Annotated in this window: 19 protein-coding genes; 12 read left to right on the forward strand and 7 right to left on the reverse strand. The window is 71.9% G+C overall.

Annotated elements, in window-relative coordinates; genetic code table 11:
* Positions 1–192: 192 nt before the first annotated feature.
* The 3 genes from ACTXG6_RS14105 to ACTXG6_RS14115 all read right to left on the reverse strand — a co-directional run bounded on the left by ACTXG6_RS14105 (position 193) and on the right by ACTXG6_RS14115 (position 2586).
* On the reverse strand, positions 193–687 hold the full coding sequence (locus tag ACTXG6_RS14105; protein WP_445188245.1) for a tyrosine-type recombinase/integrase: 495 nt from the start codon (positions 685–687) through the stop codon (positions 193–195).
* Positions 688–969: 282 nt separating this feature from the next.
* Positions 970–1836 (reverse strand): alpha/beta fold hydrolase, encoded by an 867-nt coding sequence (locus tag ACTXG6_RS14110; RefSeq protein WP_445188246.1) that lies wholly within the window; start codon positions 1834–1836, stop codon positions 970–972.
* A gap of 162 nt (positions 1837–1998) precedes the next feature.
* Positions 1999–2586 (reverse strand): TetR/AcrR family transcriptional regulator, encoded by a 588-nt coding sequence (locus ACTXG6_RS14115; protein ID WP_445188247.1) that lies wholly within the window; start codon positions 2584–2586, stop codon positions 1999–2001.
* Positions 2587–2701: 115 nt separating this feature from the next.
* Between ACTXG6_RS14115 and ACTXG6_RS14120 the strand changes: the two genes are divergently transcribed.
* Genes ACTXG6_RS14120 through ACTXG6_RS14135 form a run of 4 tightly spaced genes read left to right on the forward strand, consistent with a single transcriptional unit; the run spans position 2702 to position 6467 of the window.
* The gene (locus tag ACTXG6_RS14120) at positions 2702–3499 is read left to right on the forward strand and encodes an oxidoreductase (protein ID WP_445188248.1); all 798 of its coding nucleotides are present in this window, start codon (positions 2702–2704) and stop codon (positions 3497–3499) included.
* Between the two features lie 60 nt (positions 3500–3559).
* Positions 3560–4804, forward strand: a complete 1245-nt coding sequence (locus ACTXG6_RS14125) for an NADH:flavin oxidoreductase/NADH oxidase family protein (RefSeq protein ID WP_445188249.1) — start codon at positions 3560–3562, stop codon at positions 4802–4804.
* Positions 4805–4816: 12 nt separating this feature from the next.
* Positions 4817–5629 carry a hypothetical protein gene (locus ACTXG6_RS14130; RefSeq protein ID WP_445188250.1) on the forward strand — a complete coding sequence of 271 codons (813 nt, stop codon included), beginning with the start codon at positions 4817–4819 and terminating at the stop codon, positions 5627–5629.
* 1 nt (position 5630) lies between these two features.
* The gene (locus ACTXG6_RS14135; protein WP_445188251.1) at positions 5631–6467 is read left to right on the forward strand and encodes an SDR family NAD(P)-dependent oxidoreductase; all 837 of its coding nucleotides are present in this window, start codon (positions 5631–5633) and stop codon (positions 6465–6467) included.
* A 422-nt stretch (positions 6468–6889) separates the two neighbouring features.
* Here ACTXG6_RS14135 and sodN read toward each other — a convergent pair whose 3' ends face one another.
* A complete protein-coding gene (gene sodN / locus ACTXG6_RS14140; protein ID WP_445188252.1) occupies positions 6890–7300 on the reverse strand; it encodes a superoxide dismutase, Ni in 411 nt (136 codons plus the stop codon).
* Positions 7301–7324: 24 nt separating this feature from the next.
* Here sodN and ACTXG6_RS14145 point away from each other — a divergent pair, with 24 nt between their 5' ends.
* Positions 7325–7804, forward strand: a complete 480-nt coding sequence (locus ACTXG6_RS14145) for a S26 family signal peptidase (protein WP_445188253.1) — start codon at positions 7325–7327, stop codon at positions 7802–7804.
* Between the two features lie 2 nt (positions 7805–7806).
* Here ACTXG6_RS14145 and ACTXG6_RS14150 read toward each other — a convergent pair whose 3' ends face one another.
* Positions 7807–8376 (reverse strand): dTDP-4-dehydrorhamnose 3,5-epimerase family protein, encoded by a 570-nt coding sequence (locus tag ACTXG6_RS14150; protein WP_445188254.1) that lies wholly within the window; start codon positions 8374–8376, stop codon positions 7807–7809.
* Between the two features lie 310 nt (positions 8377–8686).
* Between ACTXG6_RS14150 and ACTXG6_RS14155 the strand changes: the two genes are divergently transcribed.
* From ACTXG6_RS14155 to ACTXG6_RS14180, 6 genes are all read left to right on the forward strand, one after another.
* On the forward strand, positions 8687–9868 hold the full coding sequence (locus ACTXG6_RS14155; RefSeq protein ID WP_445190000.1) for an NAD(P)-dependent malic enzyme: 1182 nt from the start codon (positions 8687–8689) through the stop codon (positions 9866–9868).
* Between the two features lie 537 nt (positions 9869–10405).
* On the forward strand, positions 10406–13582 hold the full coding sequence (locus ACTXG6_RS14160) for an EAL domain-containing protein (protein WP_445188255.1): 3177 nt from the start codon (positions 10406–10408) through the stop codon (positions 13580–13582).
* A 119-nt stretch (positions 13583–13701) separates the two neighbouring features.
* Positions 13702–14817 (forward strand): ABC transporter ATP-binding protein, encoded by a 1116-nt coding sequence (locus tag ACTXG6_RS14165; protein WP_445188256.1) that lies wholly within the window; start codon positions 13702–13704, stop codon positions 14815–14817.
* Complete coding sequence (locus ACTXG6_RS14170) at positions 14814–15476, forward strand: ABC transporter permease (RefSeq protein WP_445188257.1); 663 nt, start codon at positions 14814–14816, stop codon at positions 15474–15476. Before ACTXG6_RS14165 ends, ACTXG6_RS14170 begins: the two co-directional genes overlap by 4 nt.
* Positions 15473–16219: an ABC transporter permease gene (locus ACTXG6_RS14175; RefSeq protein ID WP_445188258.1), complete on the forward strand. Its 747-nt coding sequence runs from the start codon at positions 15473–15475 to the stop codon at positions 16217–16219. Before ACTXG6_RS14170 ends, ACTXG6_RS14175 begins: the two co-directional genes overlap by 4 nt.
* Positions 16219–17139 carry an ABC transporter substrate-binding protein gene (locus ACTXG6_RS14180; RefSeq protein WP_445188259.1) on the forward strand — a complete coding sequence of 307 codons (921 nt, stop codon included), beginning with the start codon at positions 16219–16221 and terminating at the stop codon, positions 17137–17139. The genes ACTXG6_RS14175 and ACTXG6_RS14180 overlap by 1 nt, the downstream gene beginning before the upstream one ends.
* 10 nt (positions 17140–17149) lie before the next feature.
* On the opposite strand, the gene hrpB is transcribed toward ACTXG6_RS14180, so the two are convergent.
* Positions 17150–19720 carry an ATP-dependent helicase HrpB gene (gene hrpB / locus ACTXG6_RS14185; RefSeq protein ID WP_445188260.1) on the reverse strand — a complete coding sequence of 857 codons (2571 nt, stop codon included), beginning with the start codon at positions 19718–19720 and terminating at the stop codon, positions 17150–17152.
* A gap of 47 nt (positions 19721–19767) precedes the next feature.
* Positions 19768–20481: an ArsR/SmtB family transcription factor gene (locus tag ACTXG6_RS14190; protein WP_445188261.1), complete on the reverse strand. Its 714-nt coding sequence runs from the start codon at positions 20479–20481 to the stop codon at positions 19768–19770.
* A 191-nt stretch (positions 20482–20672) separates the two neighbouring features.
* On the opposite strand from ACTXG6_RS14190, the gene ACTXG6_RS14195 reads away from it, so the two are divergent.
* Positions 20673–21062, forward strand: a complete 390-nt coding sequence (locus ACTXG6_RS14195; RefSeq protein WP_445188262.1) for a hypothetical protein — start codon at positions 20673–20675, stop codon at positions 21060–21062.
* Positions 21063–21077 lie beyond the last annotated feature (15 nt).

Genomic DNA, 21077 nt, shown 5'->3' on the forward strand with positions numbered 1-21077 from the left:
CCCGCGAAGGCGCACAACTAGGGTCCCACCCCAGTGCGGAAGTGACCCGACAACGAGAAACGGCGCTGCCCAACGGAGGTTGTTCCCGCTGGTCAGCGCCGCTTCCGGGGCCTAGGTCAGGCAGCCTGCTTGGTCCCCCAGAAGATCTTGTCGATCTGGGCGAACAAGCGCGCTGACCTGCACCGATACGTCTCATTCCGCGGTCTGGGCCGTCGCTGGGCCGGCCGGGCCGCTGTGGGTGTCCCTTCGTCCGTAGAGCCCTTCGATCACAGTCTTGGTCCTCGCGGTGCCGTTGGGCATCAGGTGGGCGTAGGTCGCGAGCGTGAACGAGGGGTCGGTGTGCCCCAGCCATTCCGCGACCGCCTTGATCGACTCACCTTGGTCGATCAGCGTCGACGCGAAGAAGTGCCGCAGCTCGTGCATCCCGTTCTCGTATCGCCCGCGGGGCACCTTCCGGTGCTTAAGGGCGGTCTTCCAGTAGTTGCGATTGCAGTCGTTCGCCGCGATGGCGTGCCCCCACATCGAGGTCACTACGCGCCGCACGGTCGTCGGTTTCCCGGTCGGGACATCCCACGGAAGAGTGATGTCGACGGCCGGGAATCTCCTCAGGTGGGCAGCCAGTGCGAGCTTGACTGGCTCGGAGAGCGGGATCTCACGCGCTTTGTCGTACTTTGCCAGCGCGAACACTCGCTTGTGCCGGACGGTCTTGGATCTGTGCGGTGATGTTGATGTCGAGTTGGCGTGACAAGTCGTCGAGAGACAAGCCCTCCACTGGTCCGTTCACGATGATGCGCCGGTTACCAGTACAGACGGCATGTGTTCTCTTCTTTCCTCGCCGACAGGCCATGCGCCTGGCTCGATGATGTTCGTTTCCAGATTTCTTGGTTCCCGGCGGCCACGGCGTGGCGTCGGGGCCCGTCGGACCGCGAGTTCGTGCTCTCTGTTCGACGGGTGTCGCGGGCGGCGTGGTCAGCGCTTGAGGAACTCCAGGACTTTGGGCACGAACTGCTGGTGGTACTGGAAGACACCGCCGTGCCCGGAGTTCTCATAGATGACCAGCTCAGAGCCGGGGATGCGGCGGGCCAAGTCGTGTGAGTGCTCGCTGGCGACCATGAGGTCGTTGTCGCCGTTGGCCACCAGGACGGGCTGGTGGATCTTGCTGAGGTCGTGGGGCGCCTGGCGACCGGCGGCCTTGATCGCCTTCAGCTGCGCACGCCTGGCCTGGAGCGAGATGCCCTTGTCCCGGTCGTGGGTGCGTTCCTTCAGCCGCGCCATGTAGCCCGTGGCGGCTTGCTTGCCTTCGGTCGTGCGAGGGAAGAAGAGGAAGTGCCGGGGGTCACGCAGGGTCAGCGCTGCCTTGAGGTACGCACTCACCGCGATTCCCGTGATCTTGTCGATGCCGCCCCCGCCCGCGGGGCCGGTACCGGTGAAGATTGCGCGGCGGACCAGGTCGGGATTGGTGAGAGTGAGGATCTGTGCCACTCCGCCGCCGAGTGAGAAGCCGAGCAGGTCGACCTGTTCGTGGCCGAGCGCCCGGATGAATGTGACGGCGTCGGCGGCCATCTCGTCGATCGTGTGGGGCACCGATCCGCTCGAGGCGCCGACACCGCGGTTGTCGAAGGTGATCACGTGGCGCTGTGTGGCGATGCCGTCGATGACGCGGGGGTCCCAGTCGTCCAGGACAGCTGTCAGGTGGTGCAGGAAAACCAGCGGGACGCCGCCGCTGGGGCCAAGCTCGCGGTAGGCGAACCGGATGCCCCCGGCCTCGATCATGCGAGTCGGGGTGTGCTTCCACAACGTGTGGTTCGTGCGCTCGGGCTCGGTAGCTTTCGTCATGACCATCCTTTGTCGTACGATCATAATATTATGATCGTACGACGACCATCAATGGAGGTCAAGGCGGCGCGACGAGCACGCTTCAAGACTCGCCCCCACCAGCAGGCCCCGCGGGCTGAACCTGCTCAGCGAAGAACTCGGCGACAGGCTCGGAGATGCCTGTCAGGTCCGGGACTCGAGTCCGAGCAGTATCAGCGTGTTCTGGATGCCTTGGTTGAGGATGTCATCGGAGAGCCGCCGGTCGGTGACGGCGCGGGAGAGCTGCAACGTCCCGATCATGGAAGCGAAGAGGCCAAGCGTCCTCACTCGCACAGAATCCGGGTCGGTCGGCGCCAGTCGAGTGGCTATGTCGCCGGCGAGGGCCAGCACGCCGTCGGTGTAGGCTTGTTTCGCCGCGTCGGGGCAGCGGCCGATCTCGTCGAGCAGCGCCGCGGACGGGCAGCCGTCCCCGGGGTTGTCGCGGTGCTCGGCCGAGAAGTACTCGCGGACGATCCGTTCGAGTCCGGCGTGGTTGGGTGCCTGCGCCTCGAAGCCGGCTGCCTGTTCGCGAAGTTGTTCCGTGAGCACGGTGGCGACGAGGTCGTCCTTTGAGATGAAGTGGGCGTAGAAGGCGCCGTTGGTCAGGTCCGCGTCCTTCATGACCGTGGCGATTCCCGAGCCGTCGATGCCGTCCTGCTTGAACCGGCGTCCGGCCGCGTCGATGATCCGGCGCCTCGTCGCCTGCTTGTGCTCTGTGCCGTACCGCACCACACACTCCTCACTCGCCGCCGGACCGACTTGCCCTCGGGCGGCTTTCATCTTATGGTAATAATATTATGATCGTAATTTCAACAATCGGGAGGTAGCCATGGCGACGGACAGGCCGGTGGTGCTCGTAACGGGTGCGTCCTCGGGCATCGGGAAAGCCGCCGCGGTGGCGCTGGCCTCGGCGGGGTTCGAGGTCGTCGGCACGAGCCGGAAGACATCGGGGGTCCCCCCGATCGACGGCGTGACGTTCCTGGACCTCGACGTCGTCAGTGCCGAGTCGGTCAGCGACGTGGTCGGGCGGGTGATCGAGCGGTTCGGCCGCATCGACGTCCTGGTCAACAACGCCGGGATCGGCTCGGCGGGCGCCGACGAGGAACGCTCACTCGCCCAGGACCAGCGGGTCTTCGACATCAACTTCTTCGGCACGCTGCGTATGACGAAGGCCGTGCTGCCGCACATGCGCGCTCAGGGCGGTGGGCGCATCATCAACATCTCGTCCGTGCTCGGCATCATTCCGGCGCCGTACGGGGCCATCTACGCGGCGTCGAAGCACGCACTCGAGGGCTACTCCGAGTCGGTGGACCACGAGGTGCGCGAGCACGGCGTGCGGGTGCTGCTCGTCGAACCCTCCTACACCAGGACCGGGTTCGACACGAACGTCGCCCAACCCGACACCCCGGTGCGGGTCTACGCCGCGCAGCGGCGCACCGCTGACGACGTGCTGGCGGCGGGGATCAGGCAGGGTGACGATCCCGCCATCGTGGCCAGGGCGATCGTCGCGGCGGCCACCGACCCGAAGCCGAGGCCGCGCTACGCCGCCGGCCCCTCGGCCAGGCGCGTGAGCACGCTGCGCCGGCTAGCGCCCCGGCGGGCCTTCGACAAGCAGCTCCGCAAGCTCAACCGCCTGGCCGGCTGACGCTCCGTCGCCTTGTCAGGACCGCCGATCCCCGACCCACCGACGACAGGAGGAATCCCGATGACCGCGCTGCGTGACCCGCTGACCTTGCCCTGCGGCCAGGTGCTGCCCAACCGGATCATGAAGGCCGCAATGAGCGAGGCGCTCGGCGACCGACGTCATGCTCCGGACGCCCGCCTCGAGCGTCTCTACACGACGTGGAGCCAGGGCGGGTACGGGCTGCTGGTCACCGGAAATGTGATGGTCGATCGCGCGCAGCTCGGCGAGCCGGGCAACGTCGTCATCGAGGACGAGCGCGACCTCGACGGGCTGACCCGGTGGGCCAAGTCGGCGCAGGACGGGGGCGTCCCGATCTGGGTGCAGCTCAACCATCCGGGGCGCCAGTCGAACCCGCTCGCGCTCGGGCACACCCCGGTCGCACCGAGCGCGGTCCCGCTCGACCTGCCCGGCGCGGCCACGCCCCGAGAGCTGACGTCCGCCGAGATCGAGGACATCATTGAGCGGTTCGCGACCGCGGCGGCGGTGTGCGAGACGGCCGGGTTCGACGGCGTACAGGTGCACGGCGCGCACGGCTACCTCGTCGCGCAGTTCCTGTCACCGCGGTCGAACCGGCGCGACGACGAGTGGGGCGGTGACCCCGAGCGGCGGATGCGCTTCCTGCTGCAGGTGGTGCGCCGCATCCGGGCGCGGGTGTCGCCCGGGTTCGCTGTGGGGATCAAGCTCAACTCGGCCGACTTCCAGCGCGGCGGGTTCACCGAGGAGGAGTCGCGCGCCGTGGTGGGGGCGCTCGCGCGGGAGCGGCTCGACCTGATCGAGATCAGCGGCGGCAGCTACGAGCAGCCGGCCATGATGGGCACGGCCGCGGCCAGCACCCGGGCCCGAGAGGCCTACTTCCTGGAGTACGCCCGCACCGTGCGCGACCTGGCAGGCGAGATCCCACTGGCGGTCACCGGCGGCTTCCGCACCCGCAGCGCCATGCACACGGCGGTCGAGGCGGGCGAGTGCGACGTCGTGGGCATCGGCCGGCCGACGGCGACCACGACCGACGCCGCCGACGTAATCCTCTCCAGGCGCGCGGACGCGCTCACCGCCCACCAGCTGCGCTACGGGATGCGCCGCGTGCTGGGCAAGGTCACCGACCTCAAGACGCTCGACGGGTTGCTCGACCTCGGCTGGCACGCCGACCAACTGCACCGCATCGGCGCGGGTCTCGAACCCGACGTCGATCGGGGGCGCCTCGCCGCCACGCTCGCCCTGCTGCGCCGCAACGGCCGGGCGTCCTTCCGCTCCAAGCGCGGCGGCTGAGGAGGCGGAGCCATGACCCACACCGAGGACCGCAACCCCGACTTCGTGACCATCGACGCCTTCGAGCGCCCGGCGGGCGGCGTTATCCGGTGGAGACGTTCGGTCACCGCCGCACTGGCCGGCGGGGTCGAGGGACTTCGAGCGGCCAGTGTGAACCACGCCAACAACGGGACCCACGCGATCGTGCCCCGGCTGATTCCCGGCGGAGTCGCCCTCGTCGCGGCGTGGGAGTCACCCGAGGCCGCCGCCTCGGCCTGGGGCGGGCCGCTGCGTCCGGCCCTCGCCGGACGCGGCCACTTCAGCCTCGACGGCGAGGTCGTCCGGGTCCGGGTCAACAACGAGGGCGACAACTGGCACGGCTGGACACCGTGCGCCGCCGGAGCAGCCCCGCCTGCCCCTGACGAGCCCGTGGTAGTGGTCGTGCACGGCATCCTGCGGCCCCGCTACCTGGCCAACTTTGTACACAACAACATGCACGCCGCCAGCCGCGCCGCCCACCACCCCGGCCACCAGGGCAGCATCGACGTGTCGTCCAAGCTGCCGTTCGAACACACCTCGATCAGCCTCTGGAAAACCCTCACCCTGGCCCAGGACTACGCCTACGCGCCGGGCGGCCATGCCCACGCGATGAAGCACGCGCTGAAGACCGACACCCACAAGGTCGGGGTCTTCCTGCGGATACGACCGCTGGCCAGTACCGGGAACCTCGGAATCGGCGCTCCCGCCTTCCCCAACCTCCCGCCAGCCGACCGCGGCCACACACGACACGGCCACACACGACACGGCCACACACGACACGGCCACGCACAACGCGAGGACAGCTGAGATGCCGCGCTACTCGCTCACCGACAAGGTTGTCCTGATCACCGGCGCCGGGCGCGGGCTCGGTGCGGCCACCGCGGCGACACTGACCCGGCGCGGGGCACACGTGGTGCTGGCCGACATCGACCTGCCCTCGGCGGAACGCGGCGCGGCGAGCCTCCCGAACGGCCGAGGGCTGGCGCTGGCCTGCGACGTCACCCGGCTCGACTCCGTCGAGGGCGCGGTGCGGCGGACGCTGGACGAGTTCGGCCGACTCGACGTCGTCGTCGCCAACGCCGGTGTACTGGGCCGCAACACCACCTTCCGCGCGCTCACCCCCGACCAAGTGGGCAGCGTGCTCTCGGTCAACGTGGCCGGCGTCGTCAACACCGTCTCGGCCGCGCTGGAACCGGTACTCCGGAGCCGAGGCCAAATCGTGCTGATCAGCTCAGTGTTCGCCTACATCAACGGCGCGGGTGCCATCCCGTACGCAATGAGCAAGGCCGCCGTCGAACAGCTCGGCCGCGGCCTGCGCGTCGAGCTAGCCGGCCACGGCGCCTCAACCATGACGGCGTACTTCTCGATCATCGAGACCGACATGACCAGGCAGAGCCTGGACGCCGACCCGCACCTGCAGTCCCTGCTGTCCGCCTCGCCCGACTTCCTGCTCACCCGGATCCAGCCCGAGGCGGCGGCCTCCGCGATCGCGGACGGGCTGCAACGCCGACGGACCTCCATCACCGTGCCCGGACGATGGCGGCCCCTCGCCGCGCTGCGGGGAGTCGCCGGACCGCTCTTCGACCGAAAGCTCGCCCGCGACGCGGTAGTGCGCGACGCGCTCGCTCATCTCGAGAACCGATAGCGACCACAAGTCCGATCTAGGAGCTGGTGGACGGTACGTATTCAAACCCTGCGGGTCGTGTTCCGCCGGTCGACCAGCGGGGTCCCCGTATCCAGCGCCAGCCGCTCGAACTCGGTCTCCTCAGTCAACCCGTGAGATCCATAGTCCATCCTCTCACCGAGGACGGTTACGGTAAGTCACGGGGTCGGCGCGGACCTTAGAGGGCGTTGTCCAAGGGGAGTGTGCGCTCGAAGACGCCTGGTCAGCGCGATGACCCGACCTTGGCCCTGTGAGGATCGGCGGGACGGGTGGTGGACGCCCATCTGGGCCATCTCTGGGCCGGCTGGGCCGTTTCCAGGCCGTGAAAGGTCACCCAGCAACGAAAAACGACGCCAACCGACGGGAGGTGTTCCCGCTGGTCAGCGCCGCTTTCGGACCTTCGGTCAGGCAGCCTGCTTGGTCTCCCAGAAGATCTTGTCGATCTGGGCGATGTAGTCCAGCAGCTCCTGGCCGGTGGCCGGGTCGTTCGAGCCCTTGGTGCCACTCGCGCCGGCGGCCTTGGTGGCCTTGTTGAACAGCTCGTGCAGCTCCGGGTACTTCTCGAAGTGCGGCGGCTTGAAGTAGTCAGTCCACAACACCCAGAGGTGGTGCTTGACCAGGTCGGAGCGCTGCTCCTTGATCTCGATGGCGCGCGCGCGGAAAGCGGCGTCATCGTTGCCCTGGTACTTCTCCTGGATGGCCTTCACCGACTCGGCCTCGATCCGGGCCTGCGCGGGGTCGTACACGCCGCAGGGGAGGTCGCAGTGCGCGGTGGCCTCTAGCCGAGGACGGAGAACGCGAGACAGCAGTCCCATTGTTGCTCCCTAATGTTGTGCTTGGTGATCGTTCCGACTCCGGCGACACTACTCCGCGACCGCGCGGCCGGCAGGTTCGCGCGGGAGCTGTGGACGGGTGTGAGGCGGGTGTGGATGCGCTGGCGGCGAGTGGCGGTGCGGGGGCCCTCGATGTCGCCCGCGCTGACCGACGGTGATGTGGTGCTGGTCACCCTCGGGGTCCGGCCCCGGCCCGGTGACGTGGTGTTGGTGCGCTGGCCGGCCCGGCCCGGTCAGCTCTCGGTCAAGCGGGCGGGCCGCCCGGACGGCGGCGGGACCGCCGGTGCCGGGGACGGCCCGCACGGCGGCGGGACCGTCGGTGCGGGGGACGGCCCGTACTGGCGGGTGCGCGGGGACAACCCGTTCGGCAGCACCGACTCCCGCGAGCTCGGGCCGGCGGCGGTGCTCGGCGTGGTCCGGTTCCGGCTGTGGCCCCGGCCGGGGCGCCTAGCCCGCAAGCCGGTCGTGGACGGAGACGCGCTCTAGGTCTAGCCGGCGTACCGGGGGAGCAGGCCGGCCTCGGCGGCCTCGGCCAGGCTCGGCGCCGCCGCGTCCCGCTCGGACAGGATCGGGGTGATCTCGGCCGGCCAGGGCAGGCCGAGCGCGGGGTCCATCGCGGCCACGGTGCGCTCGATGGCCGGCGCGTACGCGGTGGAGCACAGATAGCTGGCCACCGTGTTGTCGGCCAGCGCGCAGAACGCGTGCCCGAGCCCCTCCGACAGGTACACCGCCCGGTACGACGTCGAGTCCAGCACGACCGCCTCGTGCGCGCCGAAGGTCGGCGAGCCGACCCGCAGGTCGACCACGACGTCGAGCAGTGCGCCGCTCGGGCAGTACACGTATTTGGCCTGGCCAGGTGGCACGTCGGCGAAGTGCACGCCGCGGATCACGCCGCGCCGCGACACGCTGTGGTTGGACTGCGCCACCCGCATCGGCGAGCCGACCGCCTCGGTGAACGCGGCCTCCTGGTACGGCGCCACGAACAGGCCGCGATCGTCGTCGAACCGGGACGGCTCGAACACCCAGGCGCCCGCGATGGACAATTCTTTGCTCTGCACGGTCGACACGCTACCGAGATCGGGCCCATCTGATCAGGGGTCGAGACGATCACCTCGTGTGATTTGCGTTGGGGGTGGGCAGACATCTGACGCCGGAGATGACACACTGGACATCTACCTGACACACGCGCCCCGCCGGTTGCCGCGCCATCCCGCGGTGTTCTCGGGGCGCTGTCGGGCACCGTGGCAGTAGCGACACCTCCGCGAACACCGGTGCACGGCTCGGGCCGGCGACCCTTCCCGGTCGACGCCCGAACTCACGAACGCACCGGTTCTTAAGGGGATAGTTGTGACCATCGTGCCTGAGCGCATGACGTTGACCAGGGCCGATTCGAGCGGGAACGCCGATCAGGAGCTCTGTCGGGACGAGATTCTGACCGCCCACCACGGCGGCAAGCTCAACATCACGCCGTCGGTTCCGCTGGGTGGCGCCCGCGACCTTTCCATCGCCTACAGCCCCGGGGTGGCCGAGGTCAGCCGGGTGATCGCCGCCGACTCGAAGCTCACCGCGAACTACACCTGGGCGGACCGGCTGGTCGCGGTGGTCAGCGACGGCACCGCCGTGCTGGGGCTCGGCGACATCGGCCCCCGCGCCGCGCTGCCGGTCATGGAGGGCAAGGCGGCGCTGTTCAAGACATTCGGCGGGCTGAACTCGATCCCGCTCGTGCTGGACACCACCGATGTCGACGAGATCGTGCAGACCCTCGTCCGGCTGCGGCCCAGCTTCGGCGCGGTCAACCTGGAGGACATCTCCGCGCCGCGCTGCTTCGAGCTGGAGCGACGGCTCATCGAGGCGCTGGACTGCCCGGTCATGCACGACGACCAGCACGGCACCGCGATCGTGGTGCTGGCCGCACTGCGCGGCGCCTGCGCCGTCCAGACCCGCCGGCTGGAGCCGCTCAAGGTGGTCATCACCGGCGCCGGCGCGGCCGGGGTGGCCTGCGCGGAGATCCTGATGGCGGCGGGCGTCGCCGACGTGACGGTGCTCGACTCGAAGGGCATCCTGGTGCCGGGGCGGGCCGGCATGAACCCGGTCAAGGCCGACCTGGCGGACCGCACCAACCCGCGCCGGCTGGCCGGCGACGTGACCGAGGCGCTGGCCGGGGCGGACGTGTTCATCGGGCTGTCCTGCGCCACCCTGCCGGAGCGGCTGCTGGCCACGATGGCACCGGAACCGATGGTCTTCGCGCTGTCCAACCCGGACCCGGAGGTGCACCCCGAGGTGGCCGCCCGGTACGCGCCGATCGTGGCCACCGGGCGCAGCGACTTCCCGAACCAGATCAACAACGTGCTGGCCTTCCCCGGAGTGTTCCGGGGCGCCCTGGACGCGGGCGCGACCCGGATCACCGAGCGGATGAAGCTCGCCGCCGCCGATGCGATCTTCGCGGTGGCCAGCGACGACCTCGCGGCGGACCGGATCGTGCCCAGCCCGTTCGACCCGAGGGTTGCCGCTACGGTGGCCAGCGCGGTGGCTCAGGCGGCCGGCGAGTAGGCGCCCCGCCGACCGGCGATCCCGAGGGCGGTGCCGCCTGATCGGACCAGTCGGTTAGGCCAACCGTCACTTGGGCGGACAACAGGACACAGACAGTCACCAGAGATGGCCCCGCCGCGACCCGTCGCCGGCGGGGCCATCATTTTTCTTGCCGGTGAGGCCCCTGATCGGCCACTCTGGGCGGTGCAGCGCAGCGGTGGGCTGGCATTCGGGTGGTGCCGATGTGACTGGTGAGAGTTGCCGATTATCACTTACGGTAGTTGCCCGAAAGCCTTCTACCTGGGCTTTTCCGAAGAGCCTCACAGAATGTGACCCTTCGTGTTGGAGGGTGACGGGATGCGGCTAATTGATAGTCCCCCACAAGGGTGACAATGCCGGATCGTCTTCGCGGATCGCTCGTTGGTCCGCATGACAACGCCCACGGCGGCGTGAATTCGGATCGTGAGGGGACTGCGGGTGACCGACCTCGGACAGTGGCTCGATCCCCGTCGGGGCGTCGGGCCGGCGGGACGGGGTAGCTCGGCGAGGCTGGCACCGATGGCCGGCCGCCGGTTCGAGGGAAGCCACTCCGGGCTGGTGCCGAGCCAGGTCGCCGACTCGCTGCCGAACGCGATCGCGGGCCCGTGGCGGTCCTCGGTGCCGGACTCGCCGGCGGGTCTGAGCGGGACCTTCGGATCGGTCGGAGTGGGCGGGACCGCCGGCACGCCCGGCGTCGGCTCGGGACTCGGCACTTCAGGACTCGGCACTTCAGGACTCGGCACTTCAGGACTCGGCACTTCAGGACTCGGCACTTCAGGACCCGGCGCTTCAGGACCCGGCGCTTCCGGACCGGCCTCGGGCGGTACCGGGCCGTCGGAGTCCGGTCCGGCGCGGCCGGGCAACCCCGCGGCCGGGATCGAGTCGCTGCCCCTGCCCTCCGCCCCCACGCTGCTGTGCGACGGCTCGGACCGGGTGCTGCGGGTCAACGCGGCCCTGCTGCGGATGGCCGGCCGGGACCCCCGCCAGCCGGCCGCCGCCGACGGAATCCTCGGGCGTCCGCTGGCCCAGCTGGTGGTCGGCCCGGACAATGACGCCCGCCTGGTCCGCCCGGACGGCGCGCTGGCCAGGGTCCGGGTGGTCCGCTGGGTGCTGCCGGAGCTCGGCGCGCTGGGTGGACTGCGCGCCGTCATGTTGGTGGACACCACCGACGCGGCGCCGCCGGTCACCAGCCGCGACGACCACGAGCGGCAGCTCGCCGAGCTGCGCAAGCTGGCCAGGGTCGGCAACTGGAGCTACGACCTGCGCACCGGTTCGCTGCACCGGGGGCCGGCGCTGCTCGACCTGTACCGCGAGGTCGGCATCGCACCGGACGCCCAGCCCAGCGGCCCGATCGAGCTGGAGCAGGTCGCGCTGCTGTGCGCCACGCTGCGGGACAAGACCCAGCGGGCCGCCGGCGAGGGCACCAAGGTGCCCCGCGGCGACACCCACCACGTCGAGCACCGCACCGCGCCGCCGGCCGAGCGGGTGCTCAGCTGCCGGGCCAGCGTGGAGCGCAATGCCGAGGGATCGCCGATCCGGCTGGTCGGCACCGTGCAGGACGTCACCGACCTGCGCGAGGCTGAGCAGCGGATGGGCCGGGCCACCCAGCGCTACCTGGACCTGGTGTCCATCTCGCCGGTCGGGGTCGGCGTGTTCAACCGCTCCGGTCTCCTGGTCGACGCCAACGGCGCGCTCTGCTCGCTGCTCGGCATCTCCGGGGAGAAGCTGCGCGGGGTGTCCGCCCGTGGCCTGTCGGTGGACCCGGCGGTAGGCCCGTCCGGCAGCCCCGAGCTGGCCTTCCTGCGGGTGGTCCGCCCCGGCGCCCAGAACGGCTACCGGGTGCCGCAGTACGCCATCCGGCGCGCCGACGGCACCTCGGTGTGGTGCGAGCTCTCGGTCACCGTGTCCATCGGTGACGACGGCCGGCCGTTCTGGCTGGTGATGTTCACCGACATCTCGGAACGGCGCCGGGCGGCGGACGTGCTGCGCATCGCCGGTACCCACGACGAGCTGACCCGACTGCCCAACCGGTCCTCGGTGACCGCGCGGATCGGGCGCCTGCTGGCCGGCCCGGACCGCAACAAGCTGGCCGTGCTGTGCTGCGACCTGGACGACTTCAAGCGGGTCAACACGGCGCTCGGGCACGCCGCCGGCGACCAGGTCCTGATCATGCTGGCGGCCCGGCTGCAGCGCGAGCTGCCCATCGGGTGCTCGCCGGCCCGGCTGTCCGGCGACGAGTTCGTGGTGGTCTGCGACGACGTGGCCGCGGTCGGCGGGGTGCCCAGGCTGGCCGAGTCGGTGGCCGCCGTGCTGCGCGGCCCGGTCGAGGTGGACGGCCAGCCGGTGCGGGTGTCCGCCGCGATCGGCGTGGCCACCCCGGCGGACGGCGACGGTCTCGGCGGGGTGAGCAGCGCGGAGGACCTGCTGCGGTTCGCCGACGCCGCGATGTACGACGCCAAGGAGCGCGGCTCCGGCCAGCTCGGCTTCGTCACCGCCGACACCGCGACCAAGGCGAACCACCAGCTGCGGCTGGAGGACGAGCTGCGTGAGGCGATCCTCAACGACCAGCTGGTGCTGCACTACCAGCCGGTGGTCGGCCCGGACGGCGCGGTCCGCTCGGCGGAGGCACTGGTCCGGTGGCCGCACCCGGAGCGCGGCATGCTCTTCCCCGGCGACTTCATCCCGGTGGCCGAGCGCGGCGGGTTGATGCGCGAGCTGGACCACTGGGTGCTGCGCACCGCCACCACGGAGGCGGCGACCTGGCCGGTGCACCAGCGCCGCCCGGTGGGTGTGGCGGTCAACCTGGCCGGCCTGCTGCCGGGTGACCCGGACTTCGTACCGACCGTGCGCGCCGCGCTGGCCAGCAGTGGCCTTGCCGGTGACCGGCTGGTGCTCGAGCTGGTGGAGACCAGCCTGGTCGCGCTGCCGCAACGCACCCTGGCCGCGATGAGCGAACTGGCCGGGCGGGGTGTCCGGTTCGCGGTGGACGACTTCGGCACCGGCTACTCCTCGCTGTCCCGGATCAAGGAACTGCCGGCGCAGATCGTCAAGGTGGACCGCACGTTCGTGCAGGGCATCAGCTCCGACCCGGCCGACTTCGCGGTGGCCAGGGCCGTCGTGCAGATGGCGGCCGCGATGGGCCGGTACTGCGTCGCCGAGGGTGTGGAGACCGCCGACCAGTTCCACGCGCTGCGCGGCCTCGGGGTGGACGCCTACCAGGGCTGGCTGTTCGCCAAGGCGATGGAGCCGACCGCGTTCCGCGCGATGCTGGTCGGGCCGCCGCTGCCGGTCCCGGCGGGCCAACCCACGCCGGCACCGGACGGTCTGGCCACCATGGCTCTGCCCACCGAGTCGGTCCGGGCCTCGCGGCTCGGCACGGCGGACTCGCCCCCGGTGAGCACGGCGCAGGCGCCGGCGTCCACGGGGCCCGGTTCGGCTGGGCCCGGTTCGATGGCGCCCGGTGCGGGCCCGGTCGGCTCCGCACCGGCGAGCCCGGGGCCGCTGGGCGGGTTCGACACGACCCCGGATGCCTTCGCCACGCCGATCGCCGACCTGCTGGCCAGCCTGCTGGCCCGGGTGGAGGCCGACGAGAGCGAGCGGCCGGAGCCGTCCGCGAACACCGATCCGGCCGATGGCCTGGGCTTCGGGATGGGTGCGGACCCGCTGGGCAGGCCGTCCGGCCGACCCGGTGAGTGATCAACCGATCGCGACCCAGGTGTGCCCCGCGCGGTACTCGCCCTGCTGACTCGATCGGGTTAGCCTGTGGCATCCCGGCGGCCGGCAAGGCGCTGTCGGCGAGCACTGGGGGCGTCCGGGTGATCGAGTTCCGGGGAGTGACCAAGCGCTTTCCTGACGGCACCGTCGCGGTCGACAACCTGGACCTGCAGGTGGAGTCGGGTGGCATCACGGTGTTCGTCGGCCCGTCCGGCTGCGGCAAGACGACCTCACTGCGGATGATCAACCGCATGATCGAGCCGACCTCGGGCACCATCCTGGTGCACGGCGACGACATCATGGCCGGCGACCCGGCGCAGCTGCGCCGGGGTATCGGCTACGTGATCCAGCAGGCCGGGCTCTTCCCGCACCGGACGATCCTGGACAACGTGGCCACCGTCCCGGTGCTGCTCGGCTGGGACAAGAAGCGGGCCAGGGACCGCGCCGCCGAGCTGATGGAGCTGGTCGGGCTCGCGCCGGAGATGGCCAAGCGCTACCCCTCGCAGCTCTCCGGCGGGCAGCAGCAGCGGGTCGGGGTGGCCCGTGCGCTGGCCGCCGACCCGCCGGTTCTGCTGATGGACGAGCCGTTCAGCGCGGTCGACCCGGTGGTCAGGGAGAGCCTGCAGGACGAGCTGCTGCGGCTGCAGGCCGAGCTGGGCAAGACGATCGTGTTCGTCACCCACGACATCGACGAGGCGATCAAGCTCGGCGACAAGGTCGCGGTGTTCCGGGTCGGCGGCATCCTGGCCCAGTACGACGAGCCGGGTGCGCTGCTGGCCCGCCCGGCGGACGACTTCGTGGACAACTTCGTGGGCCGCGACCGGGGCTACCGGGGGCTGGGCTTCCGGTCCGGTGACGGGCTGCCGGTCGGCGAGCTGCACACCGTGGCGGTCGGCAGCTCCAGCGCCGCCGTCCGGGCCGAGGTGGGCCACGGCTGGGCGCTGGTGCTGGACGCCGCCAAGCGCCCGCAGGGCTGGCTGCGCGTCGCCGACCTGCCCGCCGGCGACGGCCCGATCAGCGCCGACGGCCTGGTCGCCGGCGGCTCGCTGTACAGCACCGAGTCGGACACGCTGCGCGGCGCGCTGGACGCGGCGCTGAGCTCGCCGTCCGGCCTCGGTGTCGCCGTGGACGCCGCCGGCGCGGTGGTCGGCTCGGTCACCGCCGACGACGTGCTCAGCGCGCTGGCCGCGGCCCGGGACGGCGAGGACGCCGCGTGATCTGGGCCTGGATCCCGCGAAACGGGTCCTTGATCCTCGGCCTGTTGGGCGAGCACCTGATCCTCTCGCTGGTGCCGGTGCTCATCGGGCTGGTGCTCGCGGTTCCACTGGGCTGGTTGGCGAGCCGGTCGAGGGTCGCCCGCGCGGTACTCATCCCGTCTGCCGGCGTGCTGTACACCGTCCCGTCGCTCGTGTTGTTCATCGTGCTGCCGGTCATTCTCGGCACCCGCATCCTGGACCCGATCAACGTGGTCGTCGCGCTGGCGATCTACACGGTCGCGCTGCTGGTCCGCTCGGTCGCTGACGCGCTCGCCGCCGTGCCCGCCATGGTGGTGGCCGCCGCCACCGCGATGGGCTTCCGGCCGACGCGCCGCTTCGTAGCGGTGGAGTTCCCCCTCGCGGTGCCGGTGCTCATCGCCGGTCTGCGGGTGGCAACGGTGTCCAACATCAGCCTGGTCAGCGTGGGCGCGGCCATCGGCGTGGGTGGCCTCGGCCAGCTGTTCACCGACGGTTTCGACCGCAGCTTCCCGACCGAGATCATCACCGGCATCGTGCTGTCCATGCTGCTGGCACTGGTCGCCGACGCGCTGCTGGTCGGTCTCGGCCGGTACGCGACCCCGTGGAGCCGGGTCGGCCCCCGCGCCGGGAGGACCGCATGAACATCATCGGCTGGTTCACCGACCCGGCGCACTGGTCCGGGCCGGACGGCATCCCGGTGCGCGTCCTGGAACAGCTCTACTACAGCGCACTGGCACTGGTCCTCGCTGTGGTGATCGCGGTGCCGATCGGTGCCCTGGTCGGTCACACCGGGCGCGGCGGCTTCCTCATCGTGGGCCTGGCCAACTGGCTGCGCTCGCTCCCGGACTTCGGTCTGCTCATCCTGCTGGTGCTGCTGGCCGGCGTGCACCTGATCCCGGTGATGGTCGCGCTGCTGGTGCTGGCCATCCCACCGCTGCTCGCCGGCACCTACGCCGGGGTCAGCAACGTGGACAGCGCGGTGGTCGACGCGGCGCGCGGTGTCGGCATGCGCGAGCGGGAGGTGCTCCTGCAGGTGGAGCTGCCGAACTCGCTGCCGCTGCTGCTCGGCGGGCTGCGAGCCGCCACGCTGCAGGTCATCGCCACCACCGCGATCGCGGCGTACGTCGGCTACGGCGGGCTGGGTCGCTACCTGATCGACGGGCTGCACCGGCACATCTACGTCGAGATGGCCGCCGGCGCGGTCCTCGTCGCGGTGCTGGCCCTGGTGGTCGAGGGTGTGCTGGCCGCCGTGCAACACGCGGTCGTGTCGCCGGGTCTGCGCGCCGTCAGCACCCGCACCCGCCCGCCGACCGATCCCAAGAACGAGCCGCCGCGTGCCGCCGCGCCGGACCGACCAACCCCCGACATGGCCGGAGTGACCTGATGAGACGCACCCTGTTGACCCTCACCGCCGCCGCCGCGACGCTGACTCTCGCGGCCTGCGGTGGTGGCGGCTCCGGGCCGTTGGACAACGGCCCGTCCGCCGGGGCACCGGCGCCCGGCGACACCATCAAGATCGGCTCCGCGAACTTCTCCGAGAGCACCCTGCTGGCCACGATCTACGCCGACGCGCTGCAGGCCAAGGGCGTCAAGGTCGACCAGACGCCGCCGCTGGGCAGCCGGGAGACCTACATCCCGGCGCTGAAGGACGGCTCGATCGACCTGATCCCGGAGTACACCGGGACTCTGCTGCAGTACCTGAACCCGCAGGCGACGGAGTCCTCCGCCGACGAGGTCTACGCGGCGTTGAAGAAGACCGTGCCGGCTCCGCTGACCGTGCTGGACCGCTCCGCGGCCGAGGACAAGGACGCCGTGGTGGTGTCCAAGGCCGTCGCGGACCGCTACAAGGCGAAGACGATCGCCGACCTGGCACCGCACTGCGGCGAGCTGGTGTTCGGCGGGCCGTCGGAGTTCGAGACGCGCCCGGACGGCATCCCCGGTATCAAGAAGACCTACAACTGCGCGTTCAAGTCCTACCTGTCGCTGGACACCGGCCCGGTGACCGTCAAGGCCGTCACGGACAACACCGTGCAGGCAGCTGACATCTTCACCACGAACCCGGCCATCGAGGAGAACAACCTGGTCGCGCTGGAGGACCCGAAGAACAACTTCGCGGCCCAGAACGTGGTGCCGCTGATCAATTCGGCGAAGGCGAGCGACCAGGTCAAGCAGATCCTGAACGCGATCTCGGCGAAGTTGACCACGGCGGCCCTCGTCGACCTCAACCGCCAGCTCAACGCCCCGGACAAGCCCGACTCGAGCACCGTGGCCAAGGCCTGGCTGAGCCAGAACGGGCTCGGCTGAGCCGAGTCGTTCAGCGCCGGCGCGGGTTGGGGCGGCTGGGCCTTCCTCGGGAGGGGACCGCGGCCATCGGGTCCTCGGGCCAGTCGTGTTTCGGGTAGCGGCCGCGAAGCTCGGCGCGCACCTGGGGATAGCCGCTGACCCAGAATGACGCGAGGTCGGCGGTGACGGCGGCCGGGCGCCCCGCCGGAGAGAGCAGGTGCAGCACCACCGGCAGCCGGCCGGCCGCGACCGTCGGGGTGGCCGTCCAGCCGAACACCTCCTGGACCTTGACGGCGAGGACCGGCTGGTCGCCGGAGTAGTCGAGCGCGATCCGGGAGCCGGTGGGTACCGCCATCCGCTCGGGCGCCAGCTCGTCCAGGGCCGCGGCCTGTTTCCAGTCGAGCATCGCGCGCAGTACCGGCCCGGCGTCGATGCGCGCCAGGTCGGCCCGGGTGCGGGCGGTGTTGAACGGGCCGGACCACCAGCGGTCGGGATCGGCCAGCAGCGCCTCGCCGGACACGTCCGGCCACGGCGGGCCGAGCACCCGGTGCAGGGTGGCCAGCCGGTCGGCGAGCCGGCGGGCACCGTCGGTCCAGCGCAGCAGCCCGGTGCCCTCCGTGCGCAGGCCGTCGAGCAGCGCCTCGCGCAGGGCCGCCCGGTCCGGGGAGGTGAGCCGGCGCTCGGCGAGCACGATCGCGCCCAGTCGCCGCACGTGCCGGGCGACGACGTCCCCACCGGTCCGGCCGCTCGCCTGCCAGCGCACCTCGTCGCCCTCGTGCAACAGTGCCGGGGCGGCCAGCTCGGCCAGCTCCTGGTCGGCCGCGGCGGCGAGGCGGGCCCGGGCGTTCTCCGCGCCGGGCGTCCGGTCCGCCACCGCCACCGCGATCCACTCCGCCGCCCCGAGCGGGCTGCCGGCCGGGAGCTCGACCCCGGTGCCGCCGGCCATCAGGTAGAGCGGCGAACCGGCCGCCCGGCGCCGCGCCAGCCGTTCCGGGTAGGCCAGCGCCACCACGAGCGCACCGGCCCCCCGAACCCCCTCGGGAGCCCGTGCGCCGCCGTCCGCCGGCCCGCCCGGTGCGCCGCCGCGTGCCCTGTCACCGGTCCGCGCCGCGCCGCCGCGTGCCCCACCGGAGCGCAGCAGGCCGGCCAACCGGGAGACCTCGCCCCGCCACCGACCCGCACCCGGCGCCGCCCCGGACCGCAGCCGCCCCAGCTCGACGTCGACCTCGACACCGGCCGCGAGCGTGTCGTCGTCCAGCAGCGCCACCACCTCGGCCGCCGCCCGGGACCCGACCAGCGCCGAGCCGTCGAGCAGCGCCCTGGCCAGCCGGGGGTGCAGGCCGAGGCCGGCCATCCGCAGCCCCCGGTCGGTCGCGCCACCGGCGTCGTTGATCGCACCGAGCGCCCGCAGCACCTCCTGGCCGGCCCGCAGCGGCCCCTCCGGCGGCGCGTCCCACCAGCGCAGACCAGCGCCGTCGGGGGTACCCCAGCAGGCCAGGTCGAGCGCCAGCCGGGTCAGGTCGGCGGTACGGATCTCGGGCTCCGGGTAGCGGGGGAGCAGCTCGCTCTCCGGCCAGCAGCGGTACACCCGCCCCGGCGCCTCCCGCCCGGCCCGGCCCGCCCGCTGCTCGGCGACCGCCGTGGACACCCGCACCGTGACCAGCCCCGCGAGCCCCCGGCGGTGGTCCACCCGGGGCATCCGGGCCAGCCCGGCGTCCACCACGGCGCGCACCCCGGGCACCGTCAGGCTCGACTCGGCCACGGCGGTGGAGAGCACCACCCGCCGCCGGGGGCCCGGCCGCAGCGCCGCGTCCTGCTCGCCGCTGGGCAGCCGCCCGTGCAGTGCCAGCACGTCGGCGTCCACCCCGGACAGGGCGGCGGCGGTGCGCCGGATCTCCGCGACACCGGGCAGGAAGGCCAGCACGTCACCGGCGCCCCCGGCGAGCGCCGCGCGGACGGCCCTGGCCACGCACGCCTCGATCTTCTCGCCGCGGGCCGGCGGCAGGTGCGCCACGGTCACCGGGAACATCCGGGCGGCGACCTCCAGCACCGGCGCGGGGTGCTCGGGCGACGAGCCGAGGACGGCGGCCAGGCGGCCGGTGGCGACGGTGGCCGACGTCGCGAGCAGCCGCAGGTCCGGGCGCAGTCCGGCGCGGGCGTCGAGCAGCAGCGCGAGCAGCAGGTCGGCGTCGAGGTGACGTTCGTGGCACTCGTCCAGCAGCACGGCGCCCACCCCGGTGAGCTCGGGGTCGCCCGCCAGCCGGCGCAGCAGCAGCCCTGAGGTCACCACCTCGATCCGGGTGCGCGCCGAGGTCTTCGAGTCACCCCGCACCGAGTACCCGACCGTCTCCCCGACCGGCTCCCCGAGCAGCGCGGCCATCCGGGCGGCCGCGGCGCGCGCGGCGAGCCTGCGCGGCTCGGCGACGAGGACCTTCCCTGGGCCGGCGCCGTTCTCCGCCCCGAGGGCGAGCGGGACCAGCGTGGTCTTCCCGGTGCCCGGCGGGGCGACGAGCACCGCGGTGCCGTGTTCGGCGAGTGCGCCGGTGACCGTGTCGAGGGCACCTCGCACGGGTAGGTCGGGCAGGTCCGGCGGCAGGCGCATCACCCAGCAGTCTGCCCTCGCCACCGAGCGCCCGCCCCGGGGCGGGGTCAGTCCGCGGTGATGCCGAAGGTGTCGCGCAGTCCGGCTTCGCCGTAGTCGGTGACGTGTACGACGCGGCGCGAGTGGCCGCGGCGGATCCAGTCGAGCTCGAACAGCCGGGCGGCCAGCGCGCCGCCGAGCGGGCCGGCCAGGTGTGGTCGCTGCTCGGCCCAGTCCAGGCAGTAGCGCACGGTCGGGCGGCGCCGGGCCAGCGAGGACAGGTCCACGCCGAACCCGGCCAGTTCGACCTGCCCGGCCGGTGTCACCAGGTAGCGCACCACGTCGTCGGAGTCGGCGAGCTCGGCGGTCAGTACCTCGCGGTCCAGCAGCGCCGCCATCACCGCGACGCCCAGCCGGCCGGCCAGGTGGTCGTAGCAGAACCGGGCGCGCAGCAGCGCGGCGGCGCGGGTCGACTGGCGCAGTGAGCGGACCGGCAGCGGCTGCGCGATGCGGGACAGCCACTCCAGCGCTGTGGCGACCTCCGGGGTGGCCAGCCGGTAGTAGCGGTGCCGGCCGTCGCGCTCCACGGTGAGGAGCTTGGCGGCCAGCAGCCTGCTCAGGTGCCCGGAGACGGTGGAGGCGCTCACCCCCGCCTCGGCGGCGAGCGCGCTGGCCGGCAGTGCGCTCCCGCCGGCGAGCGCGAGCAGCACCCGCGCCCGGGACGGGTCACCGATCGCGGCGGCCACCCCGGCGATGTCGGCGACCTCTGTCGCACCAGTCATGACGAACCAGGCTACCCAGCAATTGCTTCGGCGCACGCCGAACCGTCCCCGGTGCCGAGCCCGGCGGTGAGTTGTCGGCACCGTGGGCCAGAATGGCGGGCCACTGAACGCTGCAGTGTCGATGCGCTGCAGTGTCGATGGGACGGGTCTGGGGATGCGACGAGCTTGGACGCAACGGTGGGGATGACCCGGTGAGCGAACCTGACGGCATAGCGGTCCCTTCGTCGCGCGAGCTGCTCGACGACTGGCTCGCGGTGCTGACCCTGATGGGCGAGCGCGGCCAGAGCGCGGCCGGCGCGGCCGAGGCGTTCACCAGGTCCATCGGCCGGCACAGCTTCGACATCCAGCTGGAGACCCGGGTGTCGCGGCGGGACCAGGAGCAGCTGGCCGCCTTCACCGGCGCGATCGCCGAGATGTTCAGCCGGCAGGCCACCGTGCACTGGATCGTGGAGGAGCGGTTGATGACCGTGCTGGGCAACGTGACCGGCGAGTCGCGTGCCGAGATCATCCAGCAGCTCGCGCTGGACTTCAGCGATTCGGACGGCGGTTTCATCGACGGCGGTCCGGAGTGTCCCGGCTGAGTGCTGCCCGAGGGG

It is taken from the genome of Pseudonocardia sp. Cha107L01 (assembly GCF_052566575.1).

What these genes read in the sequence shown, in the direction of transcription:
- ACTXG6_RS14160 (WP_445188255.1), top strand. Translation starts at nt 10,406, where the DNA reads ATGGCCGGCCGCCGGTTCGAGGGAAGCCACTCCGGGCTGGTGCCGAGC.
- sodN (WP_445188252.1), bottom strand. Translation starts at nt 7,300, where the DNA reads ATGGGACTGCTGTCTCGCGTTCTCCGTCCTCGGCTAGAGGCCACCGCG.
- ACTXG6_RS14125 (WP_445188249.1), top strand. Translation starts at nt 3,560, where the DNA reads ATGACCGCGCTGCGTGACCCGCTGACCTTGCCCTGCGGCCAGGTGCTG.
- ACTXG6_RS14155 (WP_445190000.1), top strand. Translation starts at nt 8,687, where the DNA reads ATGACGTTGACCAGGGCCGATTCGAGCGGGAACGCCGATCAGGAGCTC.
- hrpB (WP_445188260.1), bottom strand. Translation starts at nt 19,720, where the DNA reads ATGCGCCTGCCGCCGGACCTGCCCGACCTACCCGTGCGAGGTGCCCTC.
- ACTXG6_RS14130 (WP_445188250.1), top strand. Translation starts at nt 4,817, where the DNA reads ATGACCCACACCGAGGACCGCAACCCCGACTTCGTGACCATCGACGCC.
- ACTXG6_RS14180 (WP_445188259.1), top strand. Translation starts at nt 16,219, where the DNA reads ATGAGACGCACCCTGTTGACCCTCACCGCCGCCGCCGCGACGCTGACT.
- ACTXG6_RS14110 (WP_445188246.1), bottom strand. Translation starts at nt 1,836, where the DNA reads ATGACGAAAGCTACCGAGCCCGAGCGCACGAACCACACGTTGTGGAAG.
- ACTXG6_RS14190 (WP_445188261.1), bottom strand. Translation starts at nt 20,481, where the DNA reads ATGACTGGTGCGACAGAGGTCGCCGACATCGCCGGGGTGGCCGCCGCG.
- ACTXG6_RS14175 (WP_445188258.1), top strand. Translation starts at nt 15,473, where the DNA reads ATGAACATCATCGGCTGGTTCACCGACCCGGCGCACTGGTCCGGGCCG.
- ACTXG6_RS14135 (WP_445188251.1), top strand. Translation starts at nt 5,631, where the DNA reads ATGCCGCGCTACTCGCTCACCGACAAGGTTGTCCTGATCACCGGCGCC.